At 63.1% G+C, this 21,371-nt stretch carries 21 protein-coding genes; 13 read left to right on the top strand and 8 right to left on the bottom strand.

The window, feature by feature from the left end; all coding sequences use genetic code 11:
* Positions 1-729: N-acetyl-gamma-glutamyl-phosphate reductase (gene argC / locus ACW8PS_RS15455; RefSeq protein WP_491528406.1), on the top strand; the 729-nt coding region annotated here is incomplete at its 5' end.
* A 126-nt stretch (positions 730-855) separates the two neighbouring features.
* Positions 856-1,902: a FliG C-terminal domain-containing protein gene (locus ACW8PS_RS15450; RefSeq protein ID WP_491528405.1), complete on the top strand. Its 1,047-nt coding sequence runs from the start codon at positions 856-858 to the stop codon at positions 1,900-1,902.
* Positions 1,903-1,952: 50 nt separating this feature from the next.
* On the opposite strand, the gene ACW8PS_RS15445 is transcribed toward ACW8PS_RS15450, so the two are convergent.
* The 5 genes from ACW8PS_RS15445 to ACW8PS_RS15425 all read right to left on the bottom strand — a co-directional run bounded on the left by ACW8PS_RS15445 (position 1,953) and on the right by ACW8PS_RS15425 (position 6,784).
* Positions 1,953-2,735, bottom strand: coding sequence for a gamma-glutamyl-gamma-aminobutyrate hydrolase family protein (locus ACW8PS_RS15445; RefSeq protein WP_491528403.1), 783 nt, complete (start codon positions 2,733-2,735; stop codon positions 1,953-1,955).
* 107 nt (positions 2,736-2,842) lie between these two features.
* Positions 2,843-3,265, bottom strand: a complete 423-nt coding sequence (locus tag ACW8PS_RS15440) for a GlcG/HbpS family heme-binding protein (RefSeq protein WP_491528402.1) — start codon at positions 3,263-3,265, stop codon at positions 2,843-2,845.
* A gap of 193 nt (positions 3,266-3,458) precedes the next feature.
* Positions 3,459-5,600 carry a malate synthase G gene (locus tag ACW8PS_RS15435; protein ID WP_491528401.1) on the bottom strand — a complete coding sequence of 714 codons (2,142 nt, stop codon included), beginning with the start codon at positions 5,598-5,600 and terminating at the stop codon, positions 3,459-3,461.
* A 110-nt stretch (positions 5,601-5,710) separates the two neighbouring features.
* On the bottom strand, positions 5,711-6,403 hold the full coding sequence (locus tag ACW8PS_RS15430; protein ID WP_491528400.1) for a helix-turn-helix transcriptional regulator: 693 nt from the start codon (positions 6,401-6,403) through the stop codon (positions 5,711-5,713).
* Positions 6,404-6,406: 3 nt separating this feature from the next.
* A complete protein-coding gene (locus ACW8PS_RS15425; protein ID WP_491528399.1) occupies positions 6,407-6,784 on the bottom strand; it encodes a VOC family protein in 378 nt (125 codons plus the stop codon).
* A gap of 790 nt (positions 6,785-7,574) precedes the next feature.
* On the opposite strand from ACW8PS_RS15425, the gene pepN reads away from it, so the two are divergent.
* The 3 genes from pepN (at position 7,575) to ACW8PS_RS15410 (ending at position 11,031) form a co-directional block, all read left to right on the top strand.
* On the top strand, positions 7,575-10,160 hold the full coding sequence (gene pepN / locus ACW8PS_RS15420; RefSeq protein ID WP_491528397.1) for an aminopeptidase N: 2,586 nt from the start codon (positions 7,575-7,577) through the stop codon (positions 10,158-10,160).
* Entirely contained in the window at positions 10,160-10,540 is a 381-nt protein-coding gene (locus ACW8PS_RS15415) for a RidA family protein (protein ID WP_491528396.1), read from the top strand. The genes pepN and ACW8PS_RS15415 overlap by 1 nt, the downstream gene beginning before the upstream one ends.
* Positions 10,541-10,632: 92 nt before the next feature.
* Positions 10,633-11,031, top strand: a complete 399-nt coding sequence (locus ACW8PS_RS15410; protein WP_491528395.1) for a hypothetical protein — start codon at positions 10,633-10,635, stop codon at positions 11,029-11,031.
* Here the strand turns inward: ACW8PS_RS15410 and ACW8PS_RS15405 are convergent.
* Positions 11,028-11,669, bottom strand: coding sequence for a transglycosylase SLT domain-containing protein (locus ACW8PS_RS15405; RefSeq protein ID WP_491528394.1), 642 nt, complete (start codon positions 11,667-11,669; stop codon positions 11,028-11,030). The genes ACW8PS_RS15410 and ACW8PS_RS15405 overlap by 4 nt on opposite strands.
* Before the next feature lie 88 nt (positions 11,670-11,757).
* Positions 11,758-12,339: a transglycosylase SLT domain-containing protein gene (locus ACW8PS_RS15400; protein WP_491528392.1), complete on the bottom strand. Its 582-nt coding sequence runs from the start codon at positions 12,337-12,339 to the stop codon at positions 11,758-11,760.
* Positions 12,340-12,534: 195 nt separating this feature from the next.
* On the opposite strand from ACW8PS_RS15400, the gene gatB reads away from it, so the two are divergent.
* Both gatB and ACW8PS_RS15390 read left to right on the top strand, forming a co-directional pair.
* Positions 12,535-14,064 carry an Asp-tRNA(Asn)/Glu-tRNA(Gln) amidotransferase subunit GatB gene (gene gatB, locus ACW8PS_RS15395; protein WP_491528391.1) on the top strand — a complete coding sequence of 510 codons (1,530 nt, stop codon included), beginning with the start codon at positions 12,535-12,537 and terminating at the stop codon, positions 14,062-14,064.
* Positions 14,065-14,132: 68 nt separating this feature from the next.
* Complete coding sequence (locus tag ACW8PS_RS15390; RefSeq protein ID WP_491528390.1) at positions 14,133-14,531, top strand: hypothetical protein; 399 nt, start codon at positions 14,133-14,135, stop codon at positions 14,529-14,531.
* 42 nt (positions 14,532-14,573) lie between these two features.
* On the opposite strand, the gene ACW8PS_RS15385 is transcribed toward ACW8PS_RS15390, so the two are convergent.
* Positions 14,574-14,831 carry a BolA family protein gene (locus ACW8PS_RS15385; RefSeq protein ID WP_491528389.1) on the bottom strand — a complete coding sequence of 86 codons (258 nt, stop codon included), beginning with the start codon at positions 14,829-14,831 and terminating at the stop codon, positions 14,574-14,576.
* Between the two features lie 77 nt (positions 14,832-14,908).
* Here ACW8PS_RS15385 and ACW8PS_RS15380 point away from each other — a divergent pair, with 77 nt between their 5' ends.
* The 6 genes from ACW8PS_RS15380 to ACW8PS_RS15355 form a co-directional block, all read left to right on the top strand.
* On the top strand, positions 14,909-15,535 hold the full coding sequence (locus ACW8PS_RS15380) for a J domain-containing protein (protein ID WP_491528388.1): 627 nt from the start codon (positions 14,909-14,911) through the stop codon (positions 15,533-15,535).
* 140 nt (positions 15,536-15,675) lie between these two features.
* A complete protein-coding gene (locus ACW8PS_RS15375; protein ID WP_491528387.1) occupies positions 15,676-16,911 on the top strand; it encodes a BaiN/RdsA family NAD(P)/FAD-dependent oxidoreductase in 1,236 nt (411 codons plus the stop codon).
* 436 nt (positions 16,912-17,347) lie between these two features.
* Positions 17,348-18,319 (top strand): cobaltochelatase subunit CobS, encoded by a 972-nt coding sequence (cobS, locus tag ACW8PS_RS15370; protein ID WP_491528386.1) that lies wholly within the window; start codon positions 17,348-17,350, stop codon positions 18,317-18,319.
* 119 nt (positions 18,320-18,438) lie between these two features.
* The gene (locus tag ACW8PS_RS15365; protein WP_491528385.1) at positions 18,439-18,876 is read left to right on the top strand and encodes a thermonuclease family protein; all 438 of its coding nucleotides are present in this window, start codon (positions 18,439-18,441) and stop codon (positions 18,874-18,876) included.
* 215 nt (positions 18,877-19,091) lie between these two features.
* A complete protein-coding gene (cobT, locus tag ACW8PS_RS15360; protein WP_491528384.1) occupies positions 19,092-20,963 on the top strand; it encodes a cobaltochelatase subunit CobT in 1,872 nt (623 codons plus the stop codon).
* Positions 20,964-21,105: 142 nt separating this feature from the next.
* Positions 21,106-21,371: aminopeptidase P family N-terminal domain-containing protein (locus ACW8PS_RS15355; protein WP_491528383.1), on the top strand; the 266-nt coding region annotated here is incomplete at its 3' end.

Below are 21,371 nucleotides of genomic sequence, written 5' to 3'. Positions count from 1 at the left end.
GCCGCCGCGATCGAGGCCGTGGCGCTGGCCGGTGACACCCGTATCATCGACGCCTCGACCGCGCATCGCGTGGCGGATGGCTGGACCTATGGCATGCCCGAATTGCCGGGCCAACGCACCGCCATCGCAACGGCCAGCCATGTCGCCAATGTCGGCTGTTACGCCACCGGATCCATCGCGCTGATCCGGCCCTTGCGCGATGCTGGTATTCTGGCGGCAGACCACGCCGCCACGCTGACCGGCATTTCCGGCTATAGCGGCGGCGGCAAGGCGTTGATCGCTGAATATGAGGCCGGCACCGCACCGGCGCATTTCCTTTATGCCATGGATCAAGGCCACAAACATGTGCCCGAGATCATGCGCCATGGCCGCCTCGACCGCCAACCCGCCTTTCAGCCCGCCGTCGGCAATTTCGCGCAAGGCATGGTGGTGCAACTGCACCTGCATCGCAACGCCTTGACGGGTGACTGCAACAAACCCGCCCTGACCGCAGCGCTTGCCGATTTCTACGCCGATGCCCGGTTTGTCGAAATCACCCCCGCCCCCGACCGGATCGACCCGCAGGCGGTCAATGGCAGCAATGACATGCGGATCTCGGTGCATGGCGATGATGCGGCCGGCATCTGGACGCTGACCGCCACGCTCGACAATCTGGGCAAGGGGGCGTCGGGCACGGCGGTGCAGAACCTCAACCTGATGATCGGCGCGGCTGAGGATGCCGGGCTCTGATCTGCGCCGTTCGTCCCAAATTTGAACCAAACCCGGCGCATTTGGCCGGTGCTGCGGAAACCCCCTCTTAACCCGCAGCCGCGATGCTGATCCACGGGGTAGCAGGAGCAAATTGGGGGCAGCTTGATGCAGCTGATACAGGACGTCATGGAACCGGCCACGGAACTGGCACCGGTCCGTCATCTCAGCAGTGCCGAAAAGGCCGCCGTCATCGTGCGGCTGCTGGTATCTGAGGGCGCGGTGCCGCGTCTGACCGGCCTCAGCCTGCGACAACAGGAACGGCTGGTCGAACGCATGGCAAATCTGGCCCATGTCGATCGCCCGACGCTGGCCGCCGTGGCGCAGGAATTTGCCCAGACCCTCGATAATGTCGGGCTGATCTTTCCGCGCGATATGTCCGGTGCGCTCGACCTGATGGAACCCCATCTCTCTGACGACGCCCGCGCCCGCCTGCGCGACCGGGCCGAGGCCGAAGGCCCGCCCGATCCCTGGCGCAAGCTGGCCGCGATGGAGCCTGCTCAACTGGCCCCCCTCGTGGCCCGCGAAAGCGCCGAGATCTGCGCCATCATGCTGGCCAAGCTGCCGGTGTCGAAGGCCGCCGCGCTGTTGGCCGACCTGCCCGCCGACCGGGCCCATATCGTGGCGCATGCGGTTTCGGTCACCAATGCGGTTGACCCGGCCACCATCGCGCGCGTCGGTGATCAGCTTCTGACGGATCTCAACGCCCAACCCGCGCCCGCCTTTGGCGGCAATCCCGCCGATCGGGTCGGTGCCATCCTGAACGCCGCCACCGCCGATACGCGCGACCGGGTGCTCGAAGGGCTCGACAGCCGCGACGCCGGTTTCGCGGGCGACGTCCGGCGCGCGATTTTCACTTTCGAGCACATCCCGAAACGGCTGGAAAGCAAGGACGTGCCCAAGGCGATGCGCGGCGTCGATCCCGAAACCACCACGCTGGCATTGGCCGCAGGCATGCAGGCGGCCCCGGTGGCCGTGGAATTTCTGTTGGAAAACATGTCCAAACGCATGGCCGAACAATTGCGCGAGGAGGCCGAGGCGCGTGGCACTGTGCGCGGCCCCGAAGGCGAGGCCGCGATGGCAGAAGTCGTCGCCGCGATCCGCGCTCTGGAGGAAGCAGGCACGATCCGGTTGATTGCGCCCGAAGAAGACTGATTTGCCGCGCCACCGGGCTATTGGGTCAAACCCCCGCTTCGCGGCCCGCGTCAGGCCACATCCCTGACCGACAGCGCCCGGCGACCATGGGCCCAGGCCCGCGCGGCCCGCCCGAAAGCCGCAAATAGAGGCCGCGAGACCGGATCTTCAGCCGCGCGATATTCCGGGTGCCACTGAACCGACAGCGTGAACCCCGGCGCATCGGCGATATAGATTGCCTCGGGCGTGCCATCCTCGGCCATGCCATCAATCACCACCCGTGCACCGGGGCGTTTGATCCCCTGCCCGTGCAGCGTGTTGGTCATCACCTCGCGCGCGCCCATCAGCCGGTGAAACACGCCGCCATCGCTGAACCTTACCACATGGCGCAGGGCGAATTTCTCCTCCAGCGTGCCATCGGGCGGCATCCGGTGGTTCATCCGCCCCGGAAGATCGCGGATCTCGGGGTAAAGCGAGCCGCCCATCGCCACATTGACCTCCTGAAAGCCACGACAAACCCCCAAAAACGGCTGGCCGCGTTCGACACAGGCGCGCACCAGCGGCAGGCTGACCGCATCGCGGCACCGGTCAAAATCGCCATGCGCGTCGGTTTCATCCTCGCCATATTCCTCAGGGTGCACATTGGGCCGCCCGCCGGTGAACAGGAACCCGTCAAAGGTTTCCAGCAATTCATCGGTATTGGCATAGCGCGGATCGGCGGGGATCACCAAAGGCAGACCGCCCGACACTTCGGCAATCGCATCCGAGTTCATCTTGCCGCCGGCATGGGTCGGATATTGATCATTCAGAAGGTAGTGATTGCCGATAATGCCGATCAGGGGGCGCGTGGTCATGAAATCCTCAGCAAGCGGCGGCGATTTTTCAAACTATATCGCCCGCACGCGCGCCTGCATAGCCAACACAGATGCACATGGGCCTCTGCGCCAGTGAAATGCTCGGATCATGCCACGCCGGTGAACCCCGCCGCCGCAATGCCGGCCAAGGCGGCATTCGCATCATTATCCGAAGTATCGCCGGTCACGCCGACCGCGCCCAACACGACACCCGAGCCATCCTTGACCAGCACACCGCCCGGCACCGGGACAACCTTGCCGCCAAAGGCCCCGTTCACGGCCGCCATGAAATAGGCCTGATCCTCGGCCCGCGCCATTTGCGCCGATCCCGGCATGCCCAACATGACAGCGCCATAGGCCTTGCCGCGGGCGATCTCGAACCGCCCCGGGCTGGCCCCATCCTCGCGTTCAAAGGCCAGCAGATGGCCACCCGCATCCAGAACCACCACGCTGAGTGGCTTGAGCCCCAGATCGCGCCCCCTGGCGCGCGCACCCGCCACCATTATTCGCGCCGCCTCCAGCGTGATCATTTCCTTCACCTCCCATTAAGGTTAACGGCCCGCCCGCCCCGGGCACCGGGGCAACACCCATCCTGCCCGTCAAAATACCAGCGCCACACCCAATGTCACAAGCCGACCCGGCATTGAAACAGTATCAACAAAGACTCTTTAGCTTCTTCTTTGTCCAAATACTCAAATCCCACCCGCTGAAACACCCGCAACGTCAGAGCGAAGCCTTCCGCTCCAACCGCCGACGGTGCAAGATCGGTTCGGTATATCCCGACGGCTGCACCCGGCCCTGAAACACCAGATCGCAGGCCGCCTGAAAGGCAATCCCGTCAAACCCCGGGGCCATCGGCAGATAGGCCGGATCGCCCGCGTTCTGAGCATCGACCACCGCCGCCATCTTTTGCATCGCGGCCATCACGCTTGCCTCATCGACAATGCCGTGATGCAGCCAATTGGCGATATGCTGCGCCGAGATCCGGCAGGTCGCACGGTCCTCCATCAGGCCGGTATTGTTGATATCGGGCACTTTGGAACAGCCCACCCCCTGATCGATCCAGCGCACCACATAGCCCAGAATGCCCTGGGCGTTGTTTTCCACCTCGGCGATGATCTGATCGGCGCTCCAGGCCTGATATTCGGCCAGCGGAATGTCCAGAATATGCTCGACAAAGGCGCGCTTGCCGCCCGCCGCGATCTGATTCTGGCGCGCAAACACATCGACCCGGTGGTAATGCAGCGCATGCAGAATGGCCGCCGTGGGGCTGGGCACCCAGGCGCAATTGGCCCCGGCGCGGGGGTGTTCGATCTTGACCTCCAGCATCGCGGCCATCTGGTCGGGAATGGCCCACATGCCCTTGCCGATCTGGGCCCGCCCCTGCAGCCCGCATTCCAGCCCGACATCGACATTCTGCGCCTCATAGGCCGCGATCCAGGTCTTGCGCTTGATGAAATCCTTGCGGCTGAAGGGCCCGGCCTCCATGCTGGTATGGATCTCATCGCCGGTGCGATCGAGAAACCCGGTATTGATGAAGGCCACGCGGGATTTCGCGGCGCGGATAGATTCCTTGAGGTTCACGGAGGTGCGCCGTTCCTCATCCATGATGCCCAGTTTGACGCTGTGGCGCGGCAGGCCCAGAACATCCTCGACCCGGTCAAAAATCTCATCGGCAAAGGCAACCTCTTCAGGCCCGTGCATCTTGGGCTTGACCACATAGACCGAGCCATGCACCGAATTGCCGCCCTCGCGCTTCAAATCGTGCATGGCAATCAGCGTGGTCACCATCGCATCCATCAGCCCTTCGAACACTTCCGCCCCGTCGCGGTCTAATATGGCCGGGTTGGTCATCAGATGGCCGACATTGCGGATCCACATCAGCGCCCGGCCCTTCAGCACCACGGGCGCACCATCGGGGCCAATATAGCTGCGATCCGTGGCCAGCGCGCGGGTAAAGCTCTTGCCGCCCTTCTCCACGGCCTCCGTCAGGTCACCCTGCATCAGGCCCAACCAGTTGGAATAGCATACCACCTTGTCGGCGGCATCAACGGCGGCGACGCTATCCTCGCAATCCATGATCGCCGATATCGCGGCTTCAACGCGGATATCGGCCATATTGGCCTGATCATAGCGGCCGATGCGGTGATTGCCGTCAAAGACCAGTTCCATATGCAGCCCGTGATTGACCAGAACGATTGCATCGGGGCAATGCGGCGCGCCGGTGAAGCCGACAAATTTCTCCGGGTTTTTCAGTGGCTTGCCATCCATGATCAGCGCGCCATCGACGATCTCATAGCGCCGGATATCGGCATGGCTGGCCCCGATGATGGGGAAATGCGTATCCAGGATCACACGGGCATAGGCCACGACGCGCGCGCCCCGGCCCTGCTCATAGCCCGGCGCATCGGGCAGAGATCCCATCGCATCGGTGCCATAAAGCGCGTCATACAGGCTGCCCCATCTTGCATTGGCCGCATTCAGCGCATAGCGCGCATTCATGATCGGCACCACCAGTTGCGGGCCGGCAACCCTGGCAATCTCGGGATCGACATTGGCGGTGTCGATCTGAAAATCCGGCCCTTCGGGCAGCAGATATCCGATCTCCTCCAGAAACGCCTTATAGGCGGCGCGGTCATGCGGGGCGTCGCGATGGGCGATGTGCCAGGCGTCGATCTTGCCCTGAAGGGCCTCGCGCCTGTCCAGCAGGGCACGGTTCCTTGGCCCCAGATCATGCAGAATGGCCGAAAATCCGGCCCAGAAATCGGCCGGGGACACGCCGGTGCCCGGAAGCGCGCGCGTCTCGATGAATTCCGCCAGTTCGCTGGCCACCTGAAGCCCGTTTTTCTCAATCCGCGTAACCATCTATCCGCTCTCCGTCTGTCCCGTTTGCCTTGCGCATGCCGTTGCATACCGCGCTTTGCGCCGGGGTAGTCGAAAACGATCCGATAGGCAACAAAGGCACCGTGGTTGCATCAATCGCGGCCCCCGTGGCGGGCCTCCATCTGGCGATAGAAATCCTGCAATCTTCGGCCGCGCTCAGACTTGAACGGCGCGCCTTCCGCCACGCCAGTGATCCGGTCCAGCCGGAACATGCGAAAATCATCGCGCAGCTCGCACCAGCCCACCACCGTCCAGACCGAACCCCAGAACCACAGGCCAAGCGGGCGGATGACCCGGCGCGTCGCGGCCCCGTTCTGATCGCAATAGTCCAGCCTCAGGCGCAGTGAGGCATCGGTTGCCACCTCCAGCCGGTCGATCATGGCGCGCAGATCATCGGTCATGCGCGGCCCGATGGCATGGATCGGCTCCCGGCCCGCGCGCGCGCGTTCCGCCTCGGGCAGGACCGCGCTGATCTTGACCAGCGCTTCTTCCGCGCCGCGTGCCATATCGGCCCCGCCAAAGGCGCGGATCAGCCGGGCACCGGCCACCAGGGCGACAATCTCATCGCGGGTAAACATCAGCGGCGGCAGATCATAGCCTGCCGCCATCACATACCCCACACCAGCCTCACCGTCGATCGGCACGCCGGTCGACTGAAGATCGGCAATGTCGCGGTAAATGGTGCGGGTGCTGACCTCCAGCCGGTCGGCCAGCATGTCTGCTGTCACCAACCGCCCGCCCCGTAAATGCTGCACGATCTGGAACAGGCGGTCGGCGCGGCGCATGGTTCAGGCGCTCTCGAACAGGCCGATGGAATTGCCATCGGGGTCGGTGGCGTAGAAAAAGCGCCCCGGCGGGATCGCAATGGCGGGTGAAATCACGGCACCCCCTGCGGCGGTGACCCGCTCCATCATTTGCTCAATGGTGCCTTCTGCGGACAAATGCACCGTGGGGCCGGTGCCGTCGCCGGCCGGTTTGCCCTTGTAAAGATGGCCCGCCACGGCGGTTTCGGGATCGGCCGGTTTGAATGTCGCGGTCACATCGGGGCCCATCTGTTCCTTGACGATGGTGGCGCCGGTGATGGCGCTGTAAAACGCGATGCCTTTATCCAGATCCGAGACCGGCAGTTCAAACCAGACGATGCTGTTGGTGGGGGTATGTGCCATGGGGCGATCCTTTCGGGGTCAGAGTATCAATGACCCCCGCTGTGCCACACCCCTGCTGACAGCATTGTGTCAGCAGGATCGAGGCCGCGACCGGAATGCGGTCGGTCGGCCCAAATCCCGAAAATCTATGCATCATCCCCGCGCAGGGTCTCGGCAGTCACGCATGTGTTCCCCAATGCTACTAAACCATCCGGGCAGGTCTCCTGCGGGAGACGTGCATCTTCTGGTGGGGCCACATCTTCCTGCGGCGGCAACCGAGGCGATTCCTCCTGCGGAGGCAGGCGCGGCCAGGATGGCGGCCAGGAGGGCGGCCAGGACGGTGGCCAGGATGGTGCGGAAGACGGAGAGGATGAGGTTGAGGATGGGGATGTGTACGAAGGCGGCCCGTCGGGCACCACATAGGGCGGCGCATTCTCTGGTGCAATCCAGGTCAGACATTGGTTTTCAATCGCAGCGCCATTGACGAATTCCCCGGTCTCGCAGCCGATGATGCCACCAAATTTGTTGAATATGGGCTCGCCTGAAATGGGCTGGGGCGTTGGCACCGCCTGTGCGCAAGCCGCCAGAATCGCGACGACCCCGAGTGCTGGATATTGCTGAAGTTTCATTTGTCCGTCCCCCTGGTTATCGGGGCCGGTGCCTGACCGGCTCCTAACAGACAGAATGCCACCCAACCCATAAGCAAGCAATGGCGGTTACTGATTTTGTCCCGCAGAATCCCGGATTGGGGATTGCAGGTCACGCATGCTCCAGTAATGTCCATCGGCTTGATGCCTGAAGGACTCCTGCCATGCCCGAATCCACACCAAGGACGATTCACCTGGCCGATTACACCGCCCCCAACTGGTGGGTTGAAAAGGTGGAGCTGGAATTTGACCTGCACCCCACGGCCACCCGCGTCCGGTCAAGGATTCGCTTTGCCCGCAACCCCGATGCGGCGTCTGGCGATCTGCATCTTGACGGCGAAAACCTGTCTTTGATCGCTATAAACGTGGACGGCAGGGATCTGACGGATAATGAATTTCAGCAATCCGACACTGGACTGATCGTGCCCGCAGAACATTTGCCTGATCGGGTTTTCACCTGGCAGGCAGAGGTTGAGATCAACCCGCAAGCCAACACCGCCCTTGAGGGGCTTTACATGTCAAAGGGCATGTTCTGCACCCAATGCGAGGCCGAAGGGTTTCGCAAGATCACCTATTACCCCGACCGGCCTGATGTGATGGCCCCGTTCAGCGTGCGGATCAATTCCGACCTGCCGGTGCTGCTGTCAAACGGCAACCCGGTCGCGCGTCAGGGCGGAGGTGCCCAATGGCATGACCCCTGGCCGAAACCGGCCTATCTCTTTGCGCTTGTCGCGGGCGATCTGCAGGCCCACCGCGATCAATTTACCACCCGGTCGGGGCGCGACGTGGCGCTCAATATCTGGGTCCGGCCCGGCGATGAGGATAAATGCGCCTTTGCCATGGGCGCACTGAAACGGGCGATGACATGGGATGAAGATGTCTATGGCCGCGAATATGATCTCGATGTGTTCAATATCGTCGCGGTCGATGATTTCAACATGGGCGCGATGGAAAACAAGGGGCTGAATATTTTCAATTCCGCCGCCGTTCTGGCCAGCCCCGAAACCTCGACCGATGATAATTTCGCCCGTATCGAAGCGATTATCGCGCATGAGTATTTTCACAACTGGACCGGCAACCGCATCACCTGCCGCGACTGGTTTCAGCTTTGCCTCAAGGAAGGGCTGACCGTGTTCCGCGACCAGCAGTTTTCCGGCGATATGCGCGGCGCGGCGGTGCAGCGGATCGAGGATGTGCTGGCGCTGCGCGCGCGCCAGTTCCGTGAAGATGCCGGGCCGCTGGCCCATCCCGTCCGACCGGAAAGCTTTGTCGAGATCAACAATTTCTACACCGCGACCGTTTACGAAAAAGGGGCCGAGATCATCGGTATGCTGAAGCGGCTGGTGGGTGAGGCGGGCTATGCCAAAGCGCTCGATCTCTATTTCACCCGCCATGATGGCAAGGCCGCAACCATCGAAGATTGGCTGCAGGTGTTCGAGGATGCCTGCGGCCGCGATCTGAGCCAGTTCAAGCGCTGGTATACCCAGGCCGGGACACCGCGTGTTCGTGTCAGGGATGACTTCAGGGACGGCACATACAGCATTGACTTTGAACAGGTATTACCACCGACACCGGGCCAGGATGACAAGCAGCCGCAAGTCATTCCGATGGCGATGGGCCTGCTGGCACCTGACGGGTCCGAAGTGCTGCCGACGCAAATTCTGGAACTGACCGAGGCGCGGCAATCCTTCCGTTTTGACGGGCTGGCAGAGCGCCCGGTGCCCTCGCTGCTGCGCGGGTTTTCGGCCCCCGTAATCCTTGAGCACGCGCCCGATTTCGCCGATCGCGCGCATCTGCTGGCCCATGACACCGACCCGTTTGCGCGCTGGGAGGCCGGGCGCAGCCTGACCCGTGAGGCGGTGATGGCCCGGCTCACCGATGGCGCGCCACCAGCCGCGGCCTATCTTGCGGCGCTTGGGGCCGCTGCCGCGAATGATGATCTGGATCCGGCGTTTCGGGCCCTGGTCCTGTCGCTGCCAAGCCCCGATGACATCGCGCAGGCCTGCGTCGATGCCAGTATTGTGCCCGACCCCACCGCCATTCACGCGAGCCTGAAATCGGTCGGGCACGCCATCGGCACCGATCTGCAAGATCTGTTTGAAACGCTCTATGCGCAGATGGAAACCTCTGCCGATTATCGCCCCGATGCCGATCAGGCCGGCCCGCGCGCCTTGCGCAATATCGCCCTGAAACGGCTGACGCCGCTGGATCAAGGGCAGCGCGCCCGGGCGCAATATGATGCCGCGCGAAACATGACCGATCAACTGGCCGCGTTCATCTGCCTGTTGGATCACGGCGACGCCGAGATTGCCGCGCGCTTCCATGAAGATTGGCATCATGACCGGTTGGTGATGGATAAATGGTTCATGCTGCAAGTGGCCCATGCAGAGCCGAAAGACGCTGTGAAGCGCGCGAACAGGCTTACAGAACACCCTGATTTCGATATGAAGAACCCCAATCGATTTCGCGCCGTGATGGGCGGGCTGACGGGTGGCAATCCGGCCGGGTTCCATGACCCGTCCGGGGCGGGCTATGCGTTTCTGGCCGATTGGCTGCTGCGCCTCGACAAGGTAAACCCGCAAACTGCCGCGCGCCTGTCCACCGCCTTCGAGACCTGGGCGCGCTATGATGCGGACCGCCAGGCGCTGATGCTGGCGCAGCTCAGCCGGATCGCAGGCAGCGACGCGATCAGCCGCGATCTGGCGGAAATGACCGCCCGGATGCTGGCCGCAAATCCGAAAGGCACGTGATGAAACAACTAATTTCCTCCGGCTCGGTGTTCGAGCAAAAATACGGCCATTCGCGCGCGGTTCGGGTTGGCGACACCATCCATGTCTCGGGAACCACCGGCTATGATTATGCCACCGGCACCCTGCCCGCCGATGCCGCCGATCAGACCCGCCAGATTTTCCGCAATATCGAGGCCGCTCTGGCCCAGGCCGGGGCGTCGCTGTCCGATCTGGTGCAGCTTGTGACCTATTTCACCGATGCCGGCGATTGGGATGCGATCGGCGCCGTGCTGGGGGCCGAGTTGCGAGGCATCCACCCGGCCAATTCGGCTGTGCAGGTCCGGCTGATCGACCCCGCGATGAAGGTCGAGATCTCGGCCATCGCGCTCCGCTCACGCTGATCGCCCGCGAACCGACGAATCCTCAGGCATTCGCCACCGCGCAGGCCCGTGCCTGACACATAATCGGCCAAAACCGGCGGCAGGTTTGGCCCATGTCTGCTATTTTCCAATACCGCGTCCTGGGGCGCATGCAATGGGCCTGGCCGGGCCTGGCCGCCGGCCTGATCATGCTGGCACTGGCTACGCAATCGGCTGCACCCTTCTGGGTCTGGGCATTGCTGTTGCCCTGCCTGGGGATCTGCCTGATGCAGGTTGCCTTTCGGCCAATCTATGGCATCCGCATGTCGCCCGCCCTGCTGGAGGTGTTCGACGGCTTTCGCGAGGAGGCGCTGCCGCTGGCGCAGATCGCATATCTCAGGATCAATGGGCGCGAGGCGCGCATCGTGCTGCATAACGGGGCCGAATTGGCGCTGCCGCCGCGCGCCCTGCCCAATCCACTGGCCTTGATCGGTGAAATGACGGCGCGCGGCATTCCGGTGCGCCAGATCTAACCGGCCGCGGGCGCTGCGCAATAGTCTTGCGCGCTGACCCAGTCGCGCATCGCCTCACGCCGGGACCGGCTGTAAAACGGCCCCCATTCGGCGGCCACGCCGCGCATGTCGCGGCTGACCACGCCATCGCGCAGCACATTCTGGGCCATGATCCGCACCCCGCAGCGCAGGTTTGCCGCGCCGTCCAGCAAGGCCTCGCCACTGCCCACGGCACAGCCGCGATGGCGCGCCGTCGCGGGGGCGATCTGAACCAGCCCGAACCAGCGCCCGCCACCGCCGATGGCGCGCGGGTTATGGGTGCTTTCATACCAGGCCAGCACTGATACCAGACCGGCCCAGAACGCCGCCCGCTGATCCAACCCCGCCGCGCCATAGGCCGGGCACCAGGTCTCGATATCGTCTGGCACGGTATTCAGCAGATCCGGATTGGCCCGTATCGCCGTGATCAATGCGATGCCCCAGGCCGGGTCAGCCGGGGCCGCCATGCCGGAACGCTGCTCATCCCAGTGCAGGGTCGGCACGGAGGTCTCAGGCCGGGGGTCCGGGCCGGGGCCACCTTCGGGCGCGGCCTCGGGGCGGGCCTCGGGGATCACCGGGGTTGTTTCCTCATGCGCGGCCAGCGGCGGCGCGAGGGTCATGAAAACAAATATCATCCAAATTCGCATGGCAGAGCTTTCCCAGGTGCAGGCAGCGCCATGCTGCCCCGAAATGCGCCCATCGGGCAAGTCAGGCCTGGCAATAGCTTTGCTGCCCCAGCCAGGCGCGCATCTCGGCCACCTTGGCGGGGTCGCGCATCGGCCCCCAATCGGCGGCGGCCCCGCGCCGCCCCTGGCTGATCACCCCGTCACGCGGCACGGTAACGGCCATGATCCGAAGCGCGCAGCGCAGATTGGCCCCTCCATCGCGCAGGGCAGCACCGGTGCCGACCTCGCAATTGCGGTAGCGCGCCGTCGGCGGATAGATCTGCAACAGCCCGAAATAGAGCCCGCCCCCGCCCACGGCATCGGGGTTCCAGGTGCTTTCATAGCGCGCCAGCGCCGACATGAACCCGGTCCAGAAGGCGGCGCGCCTTGCGGCATCGGCCTGGGTGTAGCCGGGGCACCAATATTCGGCATCCTCGGGCACGATCCGCGTCAGCACGGCGGCATCGGTTTGCAGCATGTCCAGCGATGCGCGGGTCCAGGTCGCGGCTTCGGGGCGAAAATCCCACTGCGTCACGGGCCGGGTTTCGGGCGCGGGCTCGGGGCGCAACGTGACACAGCCAGACAGAATCACGGCCACAACAGCCAGCAGGAACAAACGCAGCATGGGCAATCTCGAATAACACCCCCGATGCGGGAGGCACCGGCCCTAAGTGCAAAGATTCTGCGCCGCGTGCCAGCCCGGCACCCGCCCCGCTACCGAAACTGGCAAGCCATTGCCGATGCCGCCCGCGCGATCGCCCCCTTGCCCCGCCATTTGCCCTGCCCTAAAACGCAGAAATTGCAGCCCCGGAGGCCCCTCATGCTTGACCTGACCTACAAGACCCCGAAACCCAAGGTAATTTCCGGTGCCAGACAGGATTGGGAACTGGTGATCGGGCTTGAGGTCCATGCCCAGGTTGCCTCAAACGCCAAGCTGTTTTCCGGCGCGTCGACCAGTTTCGGGGCCGAACCCAATTCCAACGTCGCATTCGTCGATGCCGGCATGCCCGGAATGCTGCCGGTGATCAACGAATATTGCATTGAACAGGCGGTGCGCACCGGGCTTGGCCTGAATGCGCAGATCAATCTGTTCTCGGCCTTCGACCGCAAGAATTATTTCTATCCCGACCTGCCGCAGGGCTATCAGATCAGCCAGCTCTACCACCCCATCGTGGGCGAAGGCGAAGTGCTGGTGGAGATGGGGGCGGGGGTCGCAGGTGAGAAACCCACCGCGCGGCTGGTCCGGATCGAGCGCATCCATCTGGAACAGGATGCCGGAAAATCCGTCCATGACATGGACCCGGCCATGTCTTTCGTCGATCTCAACCGCACCGGCGTGGCCCTGATGGAGATCGTCAGCCGCCCCGATATTCGCGGCCCCGAGGAGGCGGCGGCTTTTGTCTCCAAGCTGCGCCAGATCCTGCGTTACCTGGGCACCTGCGATGGCAATATGCAAAACGGCAACCTGCGCGCCGATGTGAATGTCTCGATCTGCCAACCGGGGGCCTATGAGCGCTACCGCGAAAGCGGCGATTTCGCCCATCTCGGCACGCGGTGCGAGATCAAGAACATGAACTCGCTCCGCTTCATCCAGGCCGCGATCGAATTTGAGGCGCGCCGCCAGATCAAGATCGTCGAGGCCGGCGGCAAGATCAATCAGGAAACCCGGCTTTATGACCCTGACAAGAATGAGACCCGGTCGATGCGGTCCAAGGAAGAGGCCCATGATTACCGCTATTTCCCCGATCCCGATCTGTTGCCGCTGGAAATCGAGCAGGATTGGGTCGATGCCATCAAAGCGTCCCTGCCCGAGCTTCCCGACGCCAAGAAGGCCCGCTTCATGGCGGCGTTTGGTCTTAGCGATTATGACGCTTCGGTGCTGACCGCGGGCACCGCCGATGCCGCCTATTTCGAGGCCGTGGCGGCGCAGGCGGGCGATGGCAAGCTGGCCGCAAACTGGGTCATCAATGAATTATTCGGGCGGCTGAAGAAAGAAGGCCACGACATCACCGACAGCCCCGTCAGCCCCAGCCAACTGGCCGGGATCATCGCGTTGATCACATCGGGCGACATTTCCGGCAAGATCGCCAAGGAATTGTTCGAGATCATCTATAGCGAGGGCGGCGACCCGGCCGAGATTGTCGAGGCGAGGGGCATGAAGCAAGTCACCGATACCGGCGCGATCGAGGCCGAGGTGGACAAGATCATCGCCGCCAATCCGGCCCAGGTCGAAAAGGCCAAGGCCAACCCGAAACTGGCGGGCTGGTTCGTGGGTCAGGTGATGAAAGCCACCGGCGGCAAGGCCAACCCCAAGGCGGTGAACCAGATCGTGGCGCGCAAACTGGCATAGGGCGGGGGCGCGCCCCACGCCCCTACCCCCCCTATCCCTGCTGCGAAATCCCCCCTACACTCGCGCCCATGCTCGCAACCCTCAAGATCCTCCATTTCCTTGCGCTGGCCATCGGGCTCGGCGGTGGTGTCGCCAATCTGGTGATCGGTAAAATGGCCGGTGCGGATGGTGCGCCGGTAACCCGCCCGATCCAGAAACGCATTGGCCGGGTGTCCTTTGGGGCCCTGGTGCTGCTCTGGATCACCGGCATCTGGATGCTGAGCCTGGGCTGGCGGCTCGAATATCTGCCGCTGTTGTTCTGGATCAAGATCATCGCCGTGCTGGTGATGACCGCAGCTGCCGTAGCGGCGCAGGTGGCGTTGCTGCGCCCCGGGCCGGGCACGCCCGCAAAGCTGAAGACATTGGGGCTGGTGGTGACCACCGCAGCCGGGCTGGCGGTCGTCTTCGCTGTGCTCGGCTTCGGATAGGCCCGAGCCATCTGCCCACCGACATCGCCGCCGAACAGTTCCTCAAACCCGGATTTCCATCGACAGCGCGTGGATCTCGGCCATCAGCTCCGGGCCGATCGCCGCATGGATCGCCCGATGCCGCGCGACCCGCGACAACGAAGCCAGTTCAACCGCCTCGATTATCACGTGAAAATGGCTCTCGCCGCCCTCTTGATACCCGGCATGGCCGCGATGGCTCTCGCTGTCATCGATCACCTCAAGATGGCTGGGGGCCAACGCCGCCTCCAGCCTGTTCCGGATTTTATCTGCTCTGGTCATGAAATCTTACTCCGCCCTCTTCATACGCCTGTCGAAAAACCTTAGAGTGTCCGCTCCGAGTCGAAAAGGGATGACCCATGGCCGAAAACGACCCGTTCAATTTCGATCTCCGTGTTTCGACGGATAAGAAGAAACGCCGCAGCGGACGGCGTGGCATGTCGGGCGCATTCGAAACCTCGCAACGGCCCTGCACCCATGCGGGATGCGAGGAGCCGGGCCAGTATCGCGCACCGAAATCGCCCGATGTGCTGGATCAATATCTGTGGTTTTGCAAGGATCATGTCCGCGAATACAACCTGAAATGGAACTTTTTCGACGGCACCACCGAGGCCGAAATGGAAGAACAGATGGAGCGCGACCGCGTCTGGGACCGGCCCACCAAACCGTTCAAGCAATCGGCCGAAGAACGCGCCTGGTCCCGGCTCGGCATTGACGATGCGCATCAGGTTCTGGGCACCAATGCCACCCGCAATCCGGGCAAATCCATCACCGGATCCCGCCGCCTGCCCCCGACGGAACGCCGCGCCGTCGACATTCTGGACGCCAAGGATCACTGGACCAAGGCCGAATTGCGCAAAGCCTATAAATCACTGATCAAAGTGCTGCACCCGGATATGAATGGCGGCGATCGCAGCCAGGAAGAACAACTGCAGGAGGTGGTCTGGGCCTGGGATCAGATCAAGGAAAGCCGGAATTTCAAATAGGCAGAGCGAAAGGCGCAACGCTGCCCCCGCTCATCCCGCAAGAACCTTGTCACGCACCGCCATCTTCTTTGCGCTTCAAATATCCCCGCCGGAGGCATCCGCCGCTGGCTCCGGGCCGCAACGGGCGATGAGTGAGCAAGATGCCTGACACGCAGGTCAAAACCCTTATCCTCGGTGCCGGTGCCGCGGGCCTGATGGCCGCCGCGCATGCCGGGCCCGACACGCTGATCGTCGACCATGCCAGGGCCCCGGGCGAAAAAATCCGCATCTCGGGCGGTGGCCGCTGCAATTTCACCAATCTCCATACCGGCCCGGAAAACTTTCTGTCCGAAAACCCGCATTTCGCCAAATCCGCGCTCAGCCGGTTCACGCAATGGGATTTCATCGAGATGGTCGATCGCCACGGGATTGCCTGGCACGAAAAGACCCTTGGACAGCTGTTTTGCGATGGATCGGCGAAACAGATCATTGCCATGCTGCTGGCCGAGATGCGGCCTGCCGATCTGTGGCTGCAAACCGATATTGGCACAGTGTCACGTGATGGGCAGGGGTTCATTGCGGCCCTGACGCGCCAGGGCAAAAGCATGACCGTCCGGGCGCGCAATCTGATTGTGGCCACCGGCGGCAAATCCATCCCCAAAATGGGCGCGACCGGGCTTGGATACCGTATCGCCAAGCAATTCGGACATGCCTTGACCGAAACCCGCCCCGCTTTGGTGCCCCTGACCTTTGATGAGGAGACCAAGGCCCGCTTCAAACCGCTTGCCGGTGTGTCGCTGCCAGCCCGGATCGGCTGCAACGGGGCGAGTTTTGACGAAGCGCTGCTCTTTACCCATCGCGGCCTGTCCGGCCCTGCCATTTTGCAGATCTCATCCTACTGGCGCGAGGGCGCGTCGCTTTCGCTGCATCTGCGGCCCGATCTTGATCTTTATCACGCCTTGCGCACCCGGCGGGCGCAAAGCGGTGCCAGGGCGCTGGCAACCGCCCTGGCCGAACATCTGCCGCGCGCCCTGATCCAGCAAATGGCACCGATTTGGGGGATAGCCGGAAATCTGGCCGATCAATCTGATGCCGCCCTGGCGCAGCTCTGCCAAAAATTGACCAACTGGCAATTGACGCCGACCGCGTCCGAGGGCTACCGCACGGCCGAGGTTACGCTTGGTGGCGTGTCAACGGCACAGGTATCCTCGCAGAGCATGCAATCGCAGATCTGTCCGGGGCTATACCTGATTGGCGAGGTCATGGACGTGACAGGCTGGTTGGGTGGCTATAATTTCCAATGGGCCTGGGCATCGGGCGCGGCAGCGGGGCGCGCGGTTGCGGCACAGCCCTGGAACCAGACGTCACGTTCAATGGACCTTGGCACTGGCTGGTGAGGGCTGCTTTGCCCTCTTCCGTCCAAGCAAGCCGACGAAATCCAGGCCGGGGCGAAAATTTTCCCGAAAAATTTTCCCACACCAAATTTTTCGGGAAAAATTTGCAGCCCTGCGCAAAGGCGCTACCTTGCCCCCGACCCGGCCCCGCGGGTCGGTTCCGGCAATCAGGCTTTCCATATCGGCGTGATCAGGCATGACCTTCAATTCCGGGACGCATTATAGCGCGTCGCGCCTGATCGGATTCGAGCATTCATCACCCGGACCGAGGCAGCCTTCGCGCAATCGAATGCGTTCGGGCCGGCCGGTGAATTCGATTTGGCGCGACGCGCTCTAAACGAATGTGTCGCACGCCCGGCCCCCCTTGCAGCGCCCGGCAATATCAGGCAACAGGGTGCGCAAATTCAGATGATACGCGGATGAGAAACGGGGGCCACCCATGGACGTGACAGCCAAACCGACCGAAGATGTTTCTGTCCGCGATATGTTCGGCATCGACACCGACATGAAGGTCAAGGGTTTCGAGCAAGCGCAAGAGCGCGTGCCCGAGATCGACCCGACCTACAAGTTCGACCCCGATACCACGCTGGCGATCCTCGCGGGCTTCGGCCACAACCGCCGGGTGATGATCCAGGGCTATCACGGCACCGGAAAATCGACCCATATCGAACAGGTCGCCGCTCGCCTTAAATGGCCGACTGTCCGCGTCAACCTGGATAGCCATATCTCCCGGATCGACCTGATCGGCAAAGATGCGATCAAGCTGCGCGACGGCAAACAGGTCACCGAGTTTCACGAGGGTATCCTGACCTGGGCGCTGCGCAATCCGGCTGCCATCGTGTTCGACGAATATGATGCCGGGCGCGCCGATGTGATGTTCGTGATCCAGCGGGTGCTGGAACATGACGGCAAGCTGACGCTGATGGATCAAAACGAGATCATCACGCCGAACCCCTATTTCCGCCTCTTCGCCACCGCCAACACTGTCGGTCTGGGCGATACCACCGGGCTTTATCATGGCGTGCAGCAGATCAACCAGGCGCAGATGGACCGCTGGTCCCTGGTGGCGACGCTGAACTACCTCAGCCATGACGCCGAAACCGCCATCGTTCTGGCCAAGAACCCGCATTACAACACCGAAAAAGGCCGTCAGCAGATCAGCCAGATGGTGACGGTGGCCGATCTGACGCGCACCGCCTTCATGAATGGCGAGCTTTCAACCGTGATGAGCCCGCGAACCGTGATCAACTGGGCCCAGAATGCCGAGATTTTCCGCAATCTGGGATACGCTTTCCGCCTCAGCTTCCTCAATAAATGCGACGAGCTTGAGCGCCAGACCGTAGCCGAATTCTACCAGCGCTGTTTTGACGAGGAATTGCCGGAAAGCGCTGCCAGCATGTCGATGGGCTGATATCCGTCGCAGAGCCGGTTTTTATCAGGATCATTGGTCAATGCCGAAGGCGCGTTTCGTTAACCCTCTGATCGTTTGAGCATTTCCTGCCGGGCACGGTCCGTGTTACCGAATTGTTCATGGTTTACTCCAACACATTCCTTCCGGCTCTTTTCGTCGGTGCGGCCTTCCTCTCAGGCAGTCCACTTTCTGAGCCGCCCGCGCCTGCCGTCCCGGACTGCGCCGTAAGCCATGTTGTCGATGGCGACACCGTCGATCTGATCTGCGAAGGCATTGCGTTCCGGGCACGGCTGACGGGTTTTGACACGCCCGAAACCTATGAGCCGGGCTGTGCGGCAGAGGCCGCCCTTGGGCGGTTGGCCACCGGGCGGCTCAGGCAAATGATCGGCGATGCCGCCCTGGTCGAGGCCGATATCGAGGGCATTGACCGCTATGGCCGCCGCCTGGTTGCGCTCCGGCTGGACGGGCAGGAGGTCTCGCGCAGGCTTATTGCGGAAAACCTGGCGGTTCCCTATTCCGGCGGGCGGCGGATAAACTGGTGTGACTGGCTCTCGTGACGGGCCGGCGGCAAAACCGGGCCTGACCGGGCTATCCTGACGGCATTTCCAGACCCCGGTTTTTACAAAAGGAATTGCCCCCATGCGCCTGCCTCATCTGCCCCCAATCCTGATCCTTTCCTTGCTTGTGCTGCTTGTCGCTTGCCGCAACCCCAAGCTGCCACCGCGCCATAATCCGCTTTTCTTCGCCCCTCGGCGGGCCTAGATTACAAGCCATGAAAAAGCCCACCGACAACCCGGCCGATCCGTTCAAGAAGGCCCTGGCCGACACCACCCGTGTTCTGGCCGATGATCCCGAATTGGCGGTCAGCTTTTCGGTGGATCCGCCGGGCCTGACCGATGACAGCGTGCGCCTGCCGCAGGTCAGCCGCCGGATGACCCGCGACGAGGTCTTGCTGGCGCGTGGCACCGCCGATGCCTATGCGCTGCGCCACAAGTTCCACGATGCCGCCACCGCCGCGCGCTATGCGCCGCAGGGCCAGATGGCGCGCGATCTGATGGATGCGATGGAAACCGCCCGCTGCGAGGCCGTGGGGGCCCGCACCATGCCGGGGACCGCCGGCAATATCGACGCCAGGATCGGCCATGAGGCGCGGCGCAAGGGCTATGGCGAGGTCACCCAGGCCGCCGATGCGCCGCTGGCCACCGCCGCCGGATACCTGATCCGCCATCTTGCCACGGGCCGCGATCTGCCGCCGGACGCCGCCAATGTGATGGAGCTGTGGCGCGGGTTCATCGAGGATCGCTGCGCCGAAACGCTGGACAATCTCGATGATGTGATGGCCGACCAGACCGCCTTTGCCAAACTATCGCGCCAGGTGATCAAGGATCTGGGCTATGGCGATCAGTTGGGCGACGATCCCGACGATCTGGATCAGGAGAACGAGGAAGAGGCCGAGGCCGACGAGGAAAACCCCGACAGCACCGGTGAGGCCGAGGATGATCAGGATGAACAGGCCGAGGCCAGCCCCGAACAATCGCAGGACGAACAGCAAGACGCCAAACAGGCCAGCGTCGAGATGGATGATACCGGCGATATGGAGGAGGGCGAAGAGAGCGAGCTGCCCGAAGGCGAGGCCCCGCTGGAGCCACCGCCGCCCGCGCCCCATTCCGAGGCCGACCCCGATTACACCGTCTACTCCACCGAATATGACGAAGAGATCGCCGCCGAGGATCTGGCCGAGCCGCAGGAATTGGAACGCCTGCGCGCCTATCTCGATCAGCAGTTGGAGCCGCTGAAAGGGGCTGTCAGCCGGTTGGCCAATAAATTGCAACGCCGCCTTCAGGCGCAGCAGAACCGCAGTTGGTCCTTCGATCAGGAGGAAGGCATTCTGGATGCCGGGCGTCTGGCGCGGGTGGTGGCGAACCCGACCACGCCGCTGAGCTTCAAGGTCGAGCAGGAGACCGAGTTCCGCGACACCGTGGTGACGCTGTTGCTGGATAATTCCGGCTCCATGCGGGGGCGCCCGATCTCGATCGCGGCGATCTGCGCCGATGTTCTGTCCCGCACGCTGGAACGCTGCGGCGTCAAGGTCGAGGTTCTGGGCTTTACCACCCGGGCCTGGAAAGGCGGCCGATCGCGCGAGGAATGGCTGGCCGGGGGCCGCGCGCAGCAGCCCGGGCGGCTGAATGATCTGCGCCACATCATCTATAAGAAAGCCGACGCGCCAACCCGCCGGACCCGCGATAATCTGGGCCTGATGATGAAGGAAGGCCTGCTGAAGGAAAATATCGACGGCGAGGCGCTGGAATGGGCGCATCGGCGAATGCTGGCCCGTCCGGAGCAGCGCAAGATCCTGATGGTGATCTCGGACGGCGCGCCGGTCGATGATTCCACCCTCTCGGTCAACCCGTCGAACTATCTGGAAAAGCATCTGCGCGACGTGATCGCGATGGTCGAAAAACGCCGCGCGGTGGAACTGCTTGCCATCGGTATCGGCCATGACGTGACGCGCTATTACGACCGCGCCGTGACAATCACTGACGCCGAACAGCTGGCCGGCGCGATGACCGAGCAACTGGCCGGCCTGTTCGACAGCAACCCACGCGCCCGGGCGCGGATGATGGGGATCCGGCGGGCCAGCTAGATGTTTGATCTGCGGCCCGTGCAGATATCAATCGGACAGCGCGCAGCGCGCGAAACCGGGCGGCCAATGTCCAGACGCGGACGGGCCTGGCGGCTTGCGGCGCGGCAGGCCATTCTGCGCGCATAATCACCGGGAGAGGCAGATGTTCCAGAGTTTCGAAGCCACCACCACCCCCGAACAGGGGCCACCGCGTCTGGCCGCGCTGCGCGTCGGGCTGGCGCAGGCCGGGCTGGACGGCTTTCTGGTGCCGCGCGCCGATGCGCATCAGGGTGAATATGTGGCCGCGCGCGATGAACGGCTGGCCTGGCTGACGGGGTTTACCGGCTCGGCCGGGTTTTGCGCCGTGCTGGCCGATCGCGCGGGCGTTTTTATCGATGGCCGCTACCGAGTGCAGGTCAAGGAGCAGGT

The organism is Alterinioella sp., assembly GCF_058343375.1.
This window is presented reverse-complemented; position numbering and strand designations above follow the sequence as displayed.

Coding starts and splice junctions, on each gene's coding strand:
- ACW8PS_RS15450 (WP_491528405.1), top strand. CDS start 856: ATGCAGCTGATACAGGACGTCATGGAACCGGCCACGGAACTGGCACCG.
- ACW8PS_RS15445 (WP_491528403.1), bottom strand. CDS start 2,735: ATGACCACGCGCCCCCTGATCGGCATTATCGGCAATCACTACCTTCTG.
- ACW8PS_RS15440 (WP_491528402.1), bottom strand. CDS start 3,265: ATGATCACGCTGGAGGCGGCGCGAATAATGGTGGCGGGTGCGCGCGCC.
- ACW8PS_RS15435 (WP_491528401.1), bottom strand. CDS start 5,600: ATGGTTACGCGGATTGAGAAAAACGGGCTTCAGGTGGCCAGCGAACTG.
- ACW8PS_RS15430 (WP_491528400.1), bottom strand. CDS start 6,403: ATGCGCCGCGCCGACCGCCTGTTCCAGATCGTGCAGCATTTACGGGGC.
- ACW8PS_RS15425 (WP_491528399.1), bottom strand. CDS start 6,784: ATGGCACATACCCCCACCAACAGCATCGTCTGGTTTGAACTGCCGGTC.
- pepN (WP_491528397.1), top strand. CDS start 7,575: ATGCCCGAATCCACACCAAGGACGATTCACCTGGCCGATTACACCGCC.
- ACW8PS_RS15415 (WP_491528396.1), top strand. CDS start 10,160: ATGAAACAACTAATTTCCTCCGGCTCGGTGTTCGAGCAAAAATACGGC.
- ACW8PS_RS15410 (WP_491528395.1), top strand. CDS start 10,633: ATGTCTGCTATTTTCCAATACCGCGTCCTGGGGCGCATGCAATGGGCC.
- ACW8PS_RS15405 (WP_491528394.1), bottom strand. CDS start 11,669: ATGACCCTCGCGCCGCCGCTGGCCGCGCATGAGGAAACAACCCCGGTG.
- ACW8PS_RS15400 (WP_491528392.1), bottom strand. CDS start 12,339: ATGCTGCGTTTGTTCCTGCTGGCTGTTGTGGCCGTGATTCTGTCTGGC.
- gatB (WP_491528391.1), top strand. CDS start 12,535: ATGCTTGACCTGACCTACAAGACCCCGAAACCCAAGGTAATTTCCGGT.
- ACW8PS_RS15390 (WP_491528390.1), top strand. CDS start 14,133: ATGCTCGCAACCCTCAAGATCCTCCATTTCCTTGCGCTGGCCATCGGG.
- ACW8PS_RS15385 (WP_491528389.1), bottom strand. CDS start 14,831: ATGACCAGAGCAGATAAAATCCGGAACAGGCTGGAGGCGGCGTTGGCC.
- ACW8PS_RS15380 (WP_491528388.1), top strand. CDS start 14,909: ATGGCCGAAAACGACCCGTTCAATTTCGATCTCCGTGTTTCGACGGAT.
- ACW8PS_RS15375 (WP_491528387.1), top strand. CDS start 15,676: ATGCCTGACACGCAGGTCAAAACCCTTATCCTCGGTGCCGGTGCCGCG.
- cobS (WP_491528386.1), top strand. CDS start 17,348: ATGGACGTGACAGCCAAACCGACCGAAGATGTTTCTGTCCGCGATATG.
- ACW8PS_RS15365 (WP_491528385.1), top strand. CDS start 18,439: ATGGTTTACTCCAACACATTCCTTCCGGCTCTTTTCGTCGGTGCGGCC.
- cobT (WP_491528384.1), top strand. CDS start 19,092: ATGAAAAAGCCCACCGACAACCCGGCCGATCCGTTCAAGAAGGCCCTG.